The following is a 12,855-nucleotide window of genomic DNA, read 5'->3' as shown; positions in this document are numbered from 1 at the left end:
ACAGCTTTACGAAGGTACCGTAAATATGCAGTAAAAAGCGTTTCCCACATATTGATCTATTGGACACCTCAGCATTATGATGGGTGCCTTGGCGCGCGACATGCCACCGAACGCACGGTGACATCCCGCAGCAGCCATCCCCGAATTGATCCTGCTCGCGAGGCGAGGCCAACGGATCAGGTTCCCAGCGAAGCAGCAGGCTCAGCCAGGAGACGGAGATGCTCAGTCCACATGAATTCGCGACCCTCATGCTACTCAAGGATGCGCCGGATCTGCTGAGTCTGGACAGCGCCGATCTGGAAGCGCTTCTGGACCGCCAACTCGTCACCGTGGAGGATCTGGCTTCCGGGCAACGACGTCCCCTCATCACTCACAACGGACAGATGTTTCTGAAGGCTTTCGCCCGTCTCCCGAACGACGAATGACACGTAGCGCTTGATCAGTCTGACAGTCAGGGAGTCTTTCGTGGCCGAATCGTGGACAGGAATCGTCGTGGGTCTGTGTGGGCTAAGCGCCGCTGTGCTGTTGGTGGCCGTTCACTACTGGCGCGAAATGACGCGACGGCGGAAACTCAAACGAATGGACCACCGCGATTGCTGGGAAGTGATGCGCGACAGACGTTGAACGCACGCTTCCTGATTCGTGGATAGTCACGACATGAAGGGATTCGCGGAGATTTAGCGAGCATTCCTGACCTGCAGAAACGCAGGTCACATGACCCCCCTCGCAACACACCCCACTCGAAGACAACGCGCCGGTGAATGACGCATTGCATCTCCAGCCCGATCGAGTCCGTAATATTCAGCAAGATTGCGCTGAACTATTTGCCAACGGAATTTCGGCAACCGGTCGTTTAACGTCTGACCGTACGAAATGATTTTAAGCGGTTCGTGGTGCCGATTCCGGCAACTCTCTTCGTTCGGACTGCCACGATTCCCGTTTGCCACTGGAGATGAGTTTGAAAATTACTCGCAGAGCGTTTCTCGCGCTTGCCATGGCTGACCTGGTGGCGCCAATCTCGCTCTCCTTTGCGAGCGAGTCATCCGGCACGGCAGACTGGCCGGGGCAGGAGTGGGATCGTATTGCACCCGGGCAGGCAGGATGGTCGGCCGATGCACTCGCGCAGGCCCATGCCTATGCTCAATTGATCGGTACGGCGACGCTCGTCATCGTGCATCGCGGCCGCATCCTCGATAGCTGGGGTGACATTGCGCGCAGGCTGGAGGTCAATTCGGTGCGTAAAAGTCTTCTCAGTGCGCTGATTGGCATCGCCGTCGCGGAGAAGAAAATCGATCTTGACGCCAGCCTTGCGAGCCTGAATATCGACGACACGCCTCCCGGTCTGACGGACGCGGAGAAAGAGGCGACAGTGCGGCAATTACTCCAGGCGCGTTCCGGCGTGTATCACCCCGCGCTTTACGAAACCGCCGGGGAGAAGCGGCTGCGGCCTGCTCGCGGCAGTCATCCGCCCGGCACGTTCTGGTACTACAACAACTGGGACTTCAATGTCCTCGGTACGATTTACGAGCGGGCAGTCGGTGCATCGATTTTCGAAAGCTTCCGGCAACGCATTGCGAGTCCGATCGGGATGCAGGATTACCGTCCCGAGGATGGGCGTTACGTGCGCGGGCGCAAGTCGGTGTTTCCTGCCTATCCGTTCCATATGAGCGCGCGTGACCTGGCGCGTTTCGGCTTGCTGTACCTGCGCTCCGGCCAATGGAACAACGAGGTCATCGTTCCTGCAAGCTGGGTCGCGGAAAGTACCCGGGCCTGGTCGGAGACGCATCTTCATTCCGGGTATGGCTATCTCTGGTGGACGGGGTTTCCCGAGCGACGCGTTGCGGCCATGGATTTGCCGCCGGGTGGTTTCTGGGCCGACGGCCACGGTGGCCAGTTCGTGGTGGTCGATCCTGCAAGCGACATTGTCGTTGTTCACCAGACCGACGGACGCCAGGTCACTGTGCAGCAAATGGGCCATCTGATGTGGTTGATCTATACGGCAGCCCACGTTAGCGACCCCGGCGCCGATCCTGTTGAGGCGAGCAATTGACGGCAAGCGCTGACACGGGAGCAGACCGGATAACCGCTTACGCTTCGCTTTCTTTGGCAAGGTCCACGAAAATCTTGTTGGTGCCCGCCGCATACAGGCGCTTGCCCTTGTGCGGGTAGTCGCAAACATCCTGCTCCAGCCGTTGACCCGCGACGATAAGCACGAGCGGGGCGTGACCGGTATTCAACAATGTATGTGCGGCGCCCCCGCGTGCAAAACCCATGAAGTCACCGGGTCCGACTTCGTGGGTCTGGTCGTCAATAATCGCTTCGCCCGTGCCTGAGAGGATGTAGACACATTCCTCTGCGTAAAGGTGGCGATGATATTCGGTGGACTCGTGTCCTGGCTGCAGTGTGATGAGGTGAAAACCGAACTGGGTGAGCCCGGTCAGGTCGCCCAACGACCTCTTAAGACGAACCGCTCGTTCATTCAATGGATGGACGGAGCGCTGCGGCTCCATTGCGTCGATTTCGGTTGCCTTCAATAGCTCGCGTGCTGGGTTCGACACTGTTCGCCTCGTCTCTAACGGATATCGCTTGTGGTGAAAGTCCGCCTGAATTGTCAGCGATCTTTTCATCCCTGTCGAATCGACGATGGAGCGTGCCAGAATCGGCTACGCCAGGCCGGACAGTGCGAGCATTGCATTGCTCATCGAATCGCTTTCTGCCAACGCGGAGCGGCAAAGACTTCGGCGATCCACTCCACGAACGCGCGACTCCTGGCCGGCTCACTTTCGCGCAAGCCGCCACGCTTCCGATTGCTGCCACAACCGCATGGAACGCGATGGTGACAGGGCGGGTTCGTCCGGGATCAACGATGGTGTTGCCTGGCTCGGGTTTGAAGCCGCCGCCGAAGGCTACCGGTTTTTTGGAAAGTGCGGCGCATTTGGGCAAAGTGGTGATCGACATGGACGCCTAAAGATCGATCACCAGCTCGTCGGATTTCGCTCGCGACACGCAGATCATGAGCGATCTGTTAGCCATCTGTTCATCCTCGCTCAATACGTAGTCGCGATGCTCGACCTCGCCCGACAGGACCTCGACCTCGCAACTGCGACACAGTCCTTCCCGGCAGGAAAACGGTGGGCAGACGCCCTGACGCTCGAGGCTTTCGAGAATCGACTCGTTGGGTGAAACCACGCAGCGTAGCCCCTGTTTTGCGAGCACGACCGTGAAAGCGCGCTCGCTGTTGTCGGCAATGCGCGGCGGCGATGCGGTGAATCGTTCAAAATGCAGGCTCTCGCGCGGTATGCCGCATTGTCGGCCGTGATGCAGTACGGCATCCATGAGTCCGTCAGGCCCGCAGCAATAGACGTGCTCCCCAGCTTTCACATCGCTTATCAATGCCTGAATGTACGGTATCCGGCCGGCGATCTCGTCGTTGGCGTGCACGTGAACGTTGTCGCCGAACGCGCGCAATTCGTCGAGGTAGGCGGCGCACGTTCGTGAACGCACGCAATAGTGCAGGTGCCAGGGTACTGAATGACGTACGCACCAGCGGATCATGCTGAGAATCGGCGTAATGCCTATTCCACCTGCAATGAAACGATGCGATGCCGCCGCAGGCGACAGACCAAATAAGCTGCGGGGCTCGCTGATTGTCAGCGAGTCGCCCTCGCGAAGCGACGTGTGCAGATAACGCGACCCGCCGCGCGATGTTGTGGACAGGCTCACGCCAAGACGATAGCGGTCTGTTTCCACCGCATCGTTGCAGAGCGAATACTGTCGTGCGAGACCGTCGGGCAGATGAACATCGATATGCGCGCCGGGTTCGAACGGGACAAGCATCGCGCCGTCAGCAGCCTGCAACTCGATACCTAGTATCCCCTCTGCCTCGCGCTTCAGTTGCGTGACTTTCATCTGAATCATCTCAGGCTCCCGGCACCGCTTCCGGCATCTTCTGTTTCTCTTCCTCAAGCCGTTGATTGACGGCCCAGCGAAACTGGGACAGTGCGGCGTCGATGCCGAACGGCATCATTCTGAAGCCAGGGTCCAGCGCCAGATTCTTCTGCTGCGCGGTGATGATGTCGCGGTCTTCGTCGAATGCATCGACTACTGCCTGATGGATCGCTCGCGTGACATCGGGCTGGTCAATCGCAAAGTTGTGCGGATGGCCGAAAAAGTAGTGCGTGGAGTTTTCCGTCTCGGGCGTGAGTGCCTGGCAACCGCGGAATTCGGCCGCGTCGACCCGCGTACCTTCCTGCGCGCCCGTACCCACCGGCGCCATGCCGGAATCCATCCGCAGAATCGCGGGGATCGTGAAGTCGTAAACGTTCCAGCGGTCGACCTTGCCGGGCCAGTTCTTGACGGCGGCGGCGAACGGAGGCGCATCCGTATTCAAAGTCCAGCGCGTGATGCGCACGCCGCCATCGATCCGCTCGACTTTGGGTTGCACCTTGGCATAGTCTTCGGGGCCACCCAGTGTGGTGGGATGCACGAACGGCAGATGCGAGAAGTCCAGCAGGTTGTCGCAGATCAGCAGGTAGTTCACGTCGTAGTGAATGTAGCCGGGCAAGCTGCGCCATTGCGGATCGTCGATCCAGTGAGTGTCGGGGATCGTCTCCGGGTCAGCGAGCGAAGGGTCGCCGGTCCAGATCCAGATCCAGCGGTGCCGCTCGACGACCGGGAAAGTTCGAACCTTCGCCTGCGGCGGAATGCGCTGTTGGGCCGGCGCTTCAACACACGTTCCGGTGCTGTCGAACTTCAGGCCGTGGTACATGCAGCGGACGCAATCGCCTTCGCGGCGGCCAACCGACAGCGGCGCGCCGCGATGACAGCAACGATCCTCGAGAGCAACAACGCTGCCGCCTTCCTCGCGATACAGCAGAACCGGGATGCCGGTAATGACACGAGCGAACAGCGCTTCTCCGTCGACCTCATGCGACCAGGCGGCTACGTACCACGTATTCCTGATAAACATCCTTGTCTCCATCATGTGGGTGCGGCCTATCGTTGGCACGCTTGACCTCAAGATAGATTCGGCACCATCATGCGTCAAGCCAATGGGACTAATGCAAGGAATGCACGCCGTGCATATACGTGATCTCGATCTGAATCTGCTGGTGGTGTTCGACGCACTGCTTCGCGAACGAAGCGTGACGCGAGCGGCATCCGAAGTGGGGTTGTCGCAGGGCGCAATGAGTCATGCGTTGAACCGGCTGCGGGCGTTTTTTGAAGACCCTCTGTTCGTCAAGACGCCATCGGGCATGGAGCCGACACCGAAGGCCACCGTGCTGGGCGTTTCGATCGTTGAAGTCATGACGACCTTGCGCCAGGACGTCGTCTCGCAGGCGCGCTTCGATCCTTCGACGGCGCGGCGCACCTTTGTTCTTTGCATGACGGACATGGGCGAACTGGTTTTTCTGCCGCCGCTTATCCGGCGGCTGCGCGAAGAGGCGCCGAACTGCACGCTACGATCCATGCAAGTTCCGATCGAGCAGATCGAGGGACTGCTGGCATCCGGAGAAGTGGATCTCGCGTTGGGGTCAATCCGTGCCGCGCCCGATGATCTGTATCAGCAACAGCTCTTTTTGCACTCTTTCGTGACGATGGTGAGCGTGCGCAACAAGCTGATTGGCGAGTCGATTACGCGTGAACAGTTCGAAACGATGCCGCAGATTGTCGTGTCCCTGACCGGGCGCGCGGGCGCCGCTTATGACAGTGCGTTCGACGAGTACGGCATCCATCGAAATGTTTATCTGACGACGCCGCACTTCCTGGTCGTGCCGCTGTTGATCGACGAGCACCCTGAACTGATCGCTACGGTGCCGCTGGAGCTTGGCAATGTCTTCGCCAAGCTCGGGACGGTCAAAATTGTCCCGCCGCCGGTGCAGCTTCCACCGTTTGCGCTGCGCCAACTCTGGCATCCCCGGTTTCACGACGAGCCGGCGAACATCTGGCTTCGCCAGCTCATCAAGCGCACCTTTGAACACTATCCCGACTTTCCGGAAAGCAGCCTTTAGACACCGAAGCGCGCGGTCTTGCGTTTATTTAACCGGTCACATGCCGTGCGCATCGTTCAGTTCGATGCGCTGCTGCCGGGATCATGCGCTGGGGGCCTGCTCGCCGCCTGCGGAACCCGGCCGGCGACGAGTGCGGTCGCGGCTGAAGTAGGGCCGTGCAAACAGGTAGAGCCCCGTGAACAGCAGGAGGGCCAGCGGCAGCAGCGGCGCGTAGGTGATCCAGGGCGGCGGGAGGCCTTTTCGTAGGGCCATGGCGACGAAGTTGGCGATAACCGTCAGCGTGAAGATGATGGATATCCACCGGTGAAATTGGCGAATCCAGTCGTTGGCGTTCATGTTGCGCTCTTCGGGGCCTGGATCATCTTCCAGCCGTTGCCGGCGGGGTCGCGGAAACCGGCATCGACGCTGCCAAAGCGATCTATCGGCTCCTGGGTGAATTCCACGCCGCGGGCTTGCAATTGGGCATAGCTGGCGCGGCAGTCGGCCACGGAAAGGACGAGAGGCGGCATGGCGCCCTTGGCGACCATCGCGCGCAGGGTTTGCGCGGTGGCCTCATCGTGGATGGGTGGGCCGGGGGTGAACAGGCCGAGCTGGAACGAAGGCTGCTCGGGATGCTGGACAGTAAGCCAGCGGTAAGGGCCGTTGCGCACGTCCGTATGGACGCGGAATCCGAGCTTGTCGACGTAGAACGTGAGCGCTTCGTCCTGGTTATCGACGTACAAGCCCACCACATTGATACCTTGAGTCATGGTTCCTCCTTGGTTGATGGCGGGAATGTATCTTTGGCCACGCGCCGGCGCTTCTCCAAAACTGCGATGGTGAGGTCGGGGCGCTGCGCGGCTTTCAGAACGCAAGCGGGCACGCGATCGAGTCGAGGCAGGTTGGCTTGCGCCTCAAGCCGCATGGCGCTGGGGCTTTGGCCGGTGATGTCGTGGAAGGTGCGCCCGAACGTGCCCAAGCTCTCCCAGCCGGTGGCGAAGGCAATTTCCGTGATGCTGAGTCCGGTGTCGCGCAGCAGGGTGGTGGCTTGCTCGATGCGCCGGCTCAGCAGGTAGCGGTGGGGCGGGACACCGAAGGCCCGCTTGAAGGAGCGCGCGAAATGGGCTTCGGAGACGCCACTGACTTCGGCCAGCCGTTTGACGGGCCAGGCCTCGTGCGAGGCGGCATCCATGCGGTCTTTGGCGCGCAGCAGGCGGCGCAGCAGGGCGGGGTCCTGCAATGCGTCGGCGCTGTCTGGTGCGGAGGGCGGGGCAAGCGGCTGGGCGTTATGGTTTTCGCGAGCAGGCATGGGTTCCGAGGGGCTGTGGCCGTATGCGCGTAGTTTAGGCGCGGCACGGGTGCCCGCATAGCGGCGCGCGAGTCGTCGGGTTGACCCGCTGGCAGTGGTGCACAACCTGCGTTGAGGCTTACGTTTCCGCCAGACTCAGCATAGCGTCGGCGATGCCGGCCAATTCCGTGGCGCGCGCGATTTCCCCTGCGGTTTCGGCGGCAGCCATAAAGCCGACGACCCACAAGGCTGCGTAGAAGCGGATCGCCCGCAGAGCGTCGAGTTGGGGGTTCCAGCAGCGAATCAGTTCTTGCCCGTAGAAGCGGCAGGCCTCCCCAACGTCAGCGGCGAGGTGAGCGAGTGTCGTGCCGACCGACATCAACGGGTCGCCATAGCAGACCGTGTCGCAATCGATAACGCCTTGCAGCCTGCCACTTTCGACCAGAACATTTTTCGTCGTCAGATCGTCGAGAAAGCATGTGGGGGATATCGAGGCAAAGTGTGGCTCGACAGATCTCCGGACTGCGCGCAGCCGAGCGCGCAGTTGCGCCAGCGGCGTCGCGTCGACGGAGATCGAATCAGTTGCCGGCTCGCCGAAGATATTCGTCCATTGCGCAAACGTGGGGTGTCCGCCGATCGGCGCCCAGCCGAAACCATCGCTGCGGGGTAAGCATCCGACACGTTTCTGATAATCGGTTACGGTTTCCGCAACACGTGTCATCTGTTCCGAGCGCATTTGCGGCAATTCATAGGCGAGATCGCGACCCGGTATCCAGTTCAGGATAACGAACGAACCACCTGCTGCCGTTTCACCGCTCGCAAGCACGGTCTGGACGGGCAACCCCATTGCACGCAGGATATCCAGATTGTGGTGGGTGTACGCAAAGGCATTGCGTTGCGGGCTGACGCGAAGCGCGGTAGATTTTCCTTCTGGAAGATCAACTCGAAAGATGCAGTTGCCACTTTGCGTAAGGAATTGCCGCACGGCGCAAAGCGGATCCACGTGAAGGGCCGCCCGAACCAGTCCGGTAGCTTGTTCGTTGTCAATCACGTTGGTCCCCGGCGCATGTCGCAATAGGTGAAGTGTGGCCGATTGCAACGGCTTTGTGTCGGCGGAACAAAGGGGTGAATGTTATCGTTCGTTACGTCATTACATTTTGGTAGTGATCCTTACGTTTTCATGTTGAGCTGTCCCGGATAGAACGGTGTCTTCGCACCGGAATTTCATGACCTTCGTTCGAGCAGTGTATGGAATGCCTGCTTGATGCGCTCCACGGCTTCCGTCTTGTACGGAAACTGCTGGTTATTTCCGTGAACGAGCATGCTCGCATTAACTTCGAACACGACGATGGTGCCGTCACGCGCAAGCGAACAGTCGATGCCGAAAAAATCCAGGCCGACCGCATCGCGGATTGACTGCAACCCCGCACGCTGGGCGACGCCGAAGACGCGCCATGGATCATCGAGAAACGCCTGTTCTTCGGCCTGCATCCACGGATGGCTAGCCATACGGGTCGTGCCATGGTGTACCTTCCATTGGTCGTCAATGGCGAGGTGGTACGGCAGGATCTCGTCGCCGGCACAGATGAAACGGTATTTGCGGAAATAGCCGTCGTCGGATCGATAGTCGACAAATGGCGTGAGGTAGTAGCTGCTGGCAGCGTGCCGGTTCAGGAACGCCTGCAACTGCGCGCAGTCTTCCATGCGCTCGAAGTCGTCACCGCCATGCGTGCCGGCCGGCCTCGCCAGCAGCGGAAACGGCAGCGACGTCTGCGAGGCGTGCAGGAGCATTGCGTGCAGCCCCGCTGCCGAATGGAGCCGCGTTTGTGGAACGAGACAACCCGCTATATGTGCGAGACGCCGCGCGACTGACTCCCGGCCCGTATCTGCAATGATTCGCGGATGATTGACGACGGGACGGCCGATACCGTCTACAAGCGCTTGCGCCGGTGCGAGAAAGGCGTGTCCCTGATCGACGTCCGAAATCAGATTGACGACTACGTCCGCGTAGACACGCAGCCGATCGACGTCGTAGTCCATGCCTTGCAATAGGGTGACGACGTTGCTTTCGAAGCGTGCGTGCCCGATCAGATGCTCAATGGGCGTATTGCCTGCACTGGGTGCGAACACAAACAGCACGCGAAAATCCGGCGGCGCGACGGCGGCCGGGACGGTGATCAGCGGCTTCAATTTCAGCGCACGGCGATAGGTTGCGTCAGCCTCGGCATTGAGGCCTAGCGCCTGCTGAAAGTTGGCAACGATATGCAAGGTCGCGGGATCGTCAGGGTCGTGTTCAAGGACGCGTCTGAAATGATCGAGCGCCTGGCGCCTCCGGCCCGCGCACGCTTCGGCCAGACCAAGCTGGCGATACACGGCGGCATGATCGCCGGGTTGATTTAACAGTGGTGTAAGCCAACCGATTGCTTCGTCGAAACGGTCGAGCCGGATCAACACCTGTGCGAGTCCAAAGCATATGTCCCAGCGATCCGGCTCAATGCTGATTGCCTGACGATAATGGCTTTCGGCCAGGTCGAGACGGCCCGCTTGATGGTGCGCGGACGCGAGGGAAAAAAGACGATCGATGGACATGACTGACGGGCGCGCAAGCTTGCAACGTGACGCGATACTTACGGGCCGGCGAAGCGAAGGTTAAGACAGTTCCCTTATCAGGTCGCGTGAGTAAAACCTGACCTGACGGAACGAACGAATGAAGCATAGCAGCGCCGCGCGCCGCGCTGATCGGAACCCGATTCCCGATGCTTACCGGCGCTTACGAGAGCCGTGCTACGTAACTTCTCGTAACGTAGAGCCACCTGACGATAGGCAGCCGCGGAACAAGTTGGTAGATCGCTTTGTTATTAAAAAGCGCAACTGCGTGTAAATTCGGATCTAGTGGTTTTCGACTCGCCACCGCGTTTTCGATTCGGTCGTCATTGGAGTCGGTCCGTCAGTCGTCCAGGAGCCGGTATGAGCACAAAGCATAATAAAAAGGGACATCTTGAAGCTGCGGCTTCACATCACGAGCAGGCCTCGCGATATCACCGCGCGGCGTCGCGGTATTTCGAGGCCGGTCAAGATCACGCCCACGCTGCGCACCAGGCAATGATGGCCCATGGCCACACGTTGCACGCAATCGATCAGGCACACGAGGCGGGGACGCACAGCACCAATACGCCGCCGATCACGGCTGCGTCGAGCAGCTCTGGCTCGGACAGCGCGAACGCGGCAAAACATCACGCAACGGCAGCGGAGCTTCATGACCAGGCCGCGCAACATATGCGCCACGCCGTCAAGCTCTTCGATCAGGACCGCAGCGCCGTCGCTCACGACGCGCAGCTAGCGCTTTCCCTTGCACTGCGTGCTTTGTCCCATGGCAACGAGGCCGCCAAGCTGTTTGTCAGGCTCGTTCCCGCCGATGCTTCGTGAATGATGCCGTATGAATTCAACCCGGTGGCATCCCGTCCAGCCGGGTGTTATGCAACGACTCGATTGTCGTGCGGATCTACGGTCGTGGGCCGGCCGTAGATCCGCGCAAGGCGCACGCGGCAAACCCGCTTGTGCCTTCAGGACTATGCTTTCGGGTGCAGCAGGTCCGCCGCAATGGACTTTGCATGCGCGACGGCTGCGTGTGCGTCAGGGAATACACCGAGCTGTTCCCAGCGCTCTTCGACGGCATAAGTTCCTTTCATGCCGAGCGCCCTTTGTACGCGCAATTGCGCGGCGTACTTGCCGTCCTCCAATGGTTGGGCCGTTGCAACCACTTTGTGCGGGAGATCGGATCGCTCCGGCTGAATCAACTCAACAGCGCCGCCCGGCGCGCCGACGTTTTTCAGCTCGTTCCTCGCTTTGCAATCCGGGCAGTAGAAGCACCACCCCTCGTTCTCCTGAACGGACCTGACTTGTCCGCGGGCCAGCACGGCGCGACATTCAACGTTTTCACAGATGAACGGCATAGCAGTCTCCGGAGTTGTTTGAGAGAAATCCTAGCATGACCGCCGACGGTTAACCATCGGCATTGTTGCCGTGCCTGCTCCGCGTTGCTAAAAGCCGGAAATCATCGTTATCCTGTTCGTCGAAAAACCGTCAGGCACGGGTCGGCGCGATCGCGGTACGCGGGCGCAGCGTCGCCATGATCAGGTAGATGCCGCCGCCAATCGCCACGCCGAAGAACCACCCATAGGTATTCCACCAGACCGGCAGCAGGCTGGTGAAATTAGGCAGAAAGGTCGAAAACACGCTGCCGACCGCCGCCGCGGCCAGTGCGTTGACGTTCCAGCCGCCTTGGTAGCGGTACTCGCCGTACTCCTGGTAAAGCGCCGCGACGTTGATATTGCCCTTGGCCACCAGGTAGTAGTCCACCAGAATGATTCCCAGCAGCGGGCCCATCGTCGCGCCGATGGCGTTGACGAAGTGCGCGGCGTTGCCTTCCCAGGGCGCGAACGGATAGAGCACCAGCGCGATGATCGCGGCGATGTAGCCCCCCTTCTTGAAGCCGATCTGCTTGGGGAACGTGTTGGAGATGTCGAACGCGGCCGAAACGAAATTGGCCACCACGTTAATACCCAGCGTAGCGACCGCGAAGGTCAGCGCCGCGATGAGCGCCAACACCCAGCTGTCGAACTTGGCCGAGATCTGTTCGGGGTGGAGCAGCACTTCGCCGTACACCCTGAAGGCGGCGATCGTGGTGATACCCGCAACCAGCGAGAACGCGATCAGGTTGACCGGCAGGCCCCACAGATTGCCTTTCTTGACCGCGTCGCGATTTTTCGCGTAGCGCGAGAAATCGCAAAAGTTGAGGTAGAGCGCTGCGAAGTAGGTGATCCAGGTCGCGCCCACGGCCATCAGCGCCCAGAACGAACCGGGCTCGCCGCTGACGCCGGCGTCGCTGGTCTTCTCGAGCAGCGCGTTCATGGGAATGCCATGGGAGAACGAGAAACCGCCGGCCTTGACGCACAGGCCGATCGCGAGAATCAGCATTGCGACCCACACTGCGGGACCGGCCCAGTCCTGGAATTTGCGCACCGTCTCCATGCCTTTCTGGATGATCAGCAACTGCAGCGCCCAGATGATCACGTAGCAGATCACCTCCAGCGGCGAGTGGCCGAGCCACTGGGTGCTCTTGTGGAATGCCATCAGGCTGTCGCTGCGGATCAGCAGCGCGACCATCGCCCCCGACGCGGCCGCGGTCTGCGCGCCGTACCAGAAGCAGGCCACTACCGCGCGCACGAGTGCCGCCAGGTTGGCGCCCCACACACCAAAGGAGGCGCGCGCCAGTACCGGATAAGGCACGCCGGTCTTCTCGCCGGCATAACCGATCAGGTTCATCAGCGCGAAGATCACCAGCGAGCTGAGCCCGATTGCCAGCAAGAAGTTGGTAAAGCTGCCGCATAGCAGGAACAGGCTGGCGGCGAGGTAGTAGCCCCAGAGACTGTGCACGTCCGAGGTCCAGACGTTGAAGATACTGAAGGCGCCCCAGTTGCGTTGCTTCGCGGGCGCGAGGTCTTCGTTGTAGAGTCCGGGGGAGGGATCGCCGATTTCCATCTGTCATCTCCTTTGAGTTTGTGGAACCGAGGAAAC

The 12,855-nt window shown here is 60.3% G+C and carries 14 protein-coding genes; 4 read left to right on the top strand and 10 right to left on the bottom strand.

Annotated features, from left to right (window positions below):
* The first annotated feature begins 218 nt into the window (after positions 1-218).
* Both GH665_RS37165 and GH665_RS37160 read left to right on the top strand, forming a co-directional pair.
* Entirely contained in the window at positions 219-425 is a 207-nt protein-coding gene (locus GH665_RS37165) for a hypothetical protein (protein ID WP_153141981.1), read from the top strand.
* Positions 426-958: 533 nt separating this feature from the next.
* Positions 959-2,050: a serine hydrolase domain-containing protein gene (locus GH665_RS37160; protein ID WP_246216502.1), complete on the top strand. Its 1,092-nt coding sequence runs from the start codon at positions 959-961 to the stop codon at positions 2,048-2,050.
* 37 nt (positions 2,051-2,087) lie between these two features.
* Here the strand turns inward: GH665_RS37160 and GH665_RS37155 are convergent, their stop codons facing one another.
* From GH665_RS37155 to GH665_RS37145, 3 genes are all read right to left on the bottom strand, one after another.
* Complete coding sequence (locus GH665_RS37155) at positions 2,088-2,510, bottom strand: cupin domain-containing protein (protein WP_246216544.1); 423 nt, start codon at positions 2,508-2,510, stop codon at positions 2,088-2,090.
* A gap of 454 nt (positions 2,511-2,964) precedes the next feature.
* The gene (locus GH665_RS37150; protein ID WP_153141978.1) at positions 2,965-3,918 is read right to left on the bottom strand and encodes a PDR/VanB family oxidoreductase; all 954 of its coding nucleotides are present in this window, start codon (positions 3,916-3,918) and stop codon (positions 2,965-2,967) included.
* A gap of 1 nt (position 3,919) precedes the next feature.
* Positions 3,920-4,969, bottom strand: a complete 1,050-nt coding sequence (locus tag GH665_RS37145) for an aromatic ring-hydroxylating dioxygenase subunit alpha (protein ID WP_153141977.1) — start codon at positions 4,967-4,969, stop codon at positions 3,920-3,922.
* 100 nt (positions 4,970-5,069) lie between these two features.
* Here GH665_RS37145 and GH665_RS37140 point away from each other — a divergent pair, with 100 nt between their 5' ends.
* Entirely contained in the window at positions 5,070-6,011 is a 942-nt protein-coding gene (locus GH665_RS37140) for a LysR family transcriptional regulator (protein ID WP_153142491.1), read from the top strand.
* A gap of 81 nt (positions 6,012-6,092) precedes the next feature.
* Here GH665_RS37140 and GH665_RS37135 read toward each other — a convergent pair whose 3' ends face one another.
* From GH665_RS37135 to GH665_RS37115, 5 genes are all read right to left on the bottom strand, one after another.
* Positions 6,093-6,347, bottom strand: coding sequence for a hypothetical protein (locus GH665_RS37135; protein WP_153141976.1), 255 nt, complete (start codon positions 6,345-6,347; stop codon positions 6,093-6,095).
* Positions 6,344-6,760, bottom strand: a complete 417-nt coding sequence (locus tag GH665_RS37130) for a VOC family protein (protein ID WP_028196200.1) — start codon at positions 6,758-6,760, stop codon at positions 6,344-6,346. The genes GH665_RS37135 and GH665_RS37130 overlap by 4 nt, the downstream gene beginning before the upstream one ends.
* Positions 6,757-7,299, bottom strand: a complete 543-nt coding sequence (locus GH665_RS37125) for a helix-turn-helix domain-containing protein (RefSeq protein ID WP_144192960.1) — start codon at positions 7,297-7,299, stop codon at positions 6,757-6,759. The genes GH665_RS37130 and GH665_RS37125 overlap by 4 nt, the downstream gene beginning before the upstream one ends.
* Positions 7,300-7,417: 118 nt before the next feature.
* Positions 7,418-8,377, bottom strand: a complete 960-nt coding sequence (locus GH665_RS37120; protein ID WP_153141975.1) for a phosphotransferase family protein — start codon at positions 8,375-8,377, stop codon at positions 7,418-7,420.
* 125 nt (positions 8,378-8,502) lie between these two features.
* Positions 8,503-9,867 (bottom strand): tetratricopeptide repeat protein, encoded by a 1,365-nt coding sequence (locus GH665_RS37115; protein WP_153141974.1) that lies wholly within the window; start codon positions 9,865-9,867, stop codon positions 8,503-8,505.
* Positions 9,868-10,245: 378 nt separating this feature from the next.
* Between GH665_RS37115 and GH665_RS37110 the strand changes: the two genes are divergently transcribed.
* Entirely contained in the window at positions 10,246-10,704 is a 459-nt protein-coding gene (locus GH665_RS37110) for a hypothetical protein (protein WP_153141973.1), read from the top strand.
* Between the two features lie 143 nt (positions 10,705-10,847).
* Here GH665_RS37110 and GH665_RS37105 read toward each other — a convergent pair whose 3' ends face one another.
* Both GH665_RS37105 and GH665_RS37100 read right to left on the bottom strand, forming a co-directional pair.
* Positions 10,848-11,231: a hypothetical protein gene (locus tag GH665_RS37105; RefSeq protein ID WP_025495829.1), complete on the bottom strand. Its 384-nt coding sequence runs from the start codon at positions 11,229-11,231 to the stop codon at positions 10,848-10,850.
* A 130-nt stretch (positions 11,232-11,361) separates the two neighbouring features.
* Positions 11,362-12,819, bottom strand: coding sequence for an NCS1 family nucleobase:cation symporter-1 (locus GH665_RS37100; protein ID WP_153141972.1), 1,458 nt, complete (start codon positions 12,817-12,819; stop codon positions 11,362-11,364).
* Positions 12,820-12,855: the final 36 nt, after the last annotated feature.

Source organism: Paraburkholderia agricolaris (genome assembly GCF_009455635.1).
GTDB lineage: Bacteria > Pseudomonadota > Gammaproteobacteria > Burkholderiales > Burkholderiaceae > Paraburkholderia > Paraburkholderia agricolaris.
Note: the sequence above shows the minus strand (reverse complement) of the source record. Positions and strands in the feature narration are given on the sequence as shown.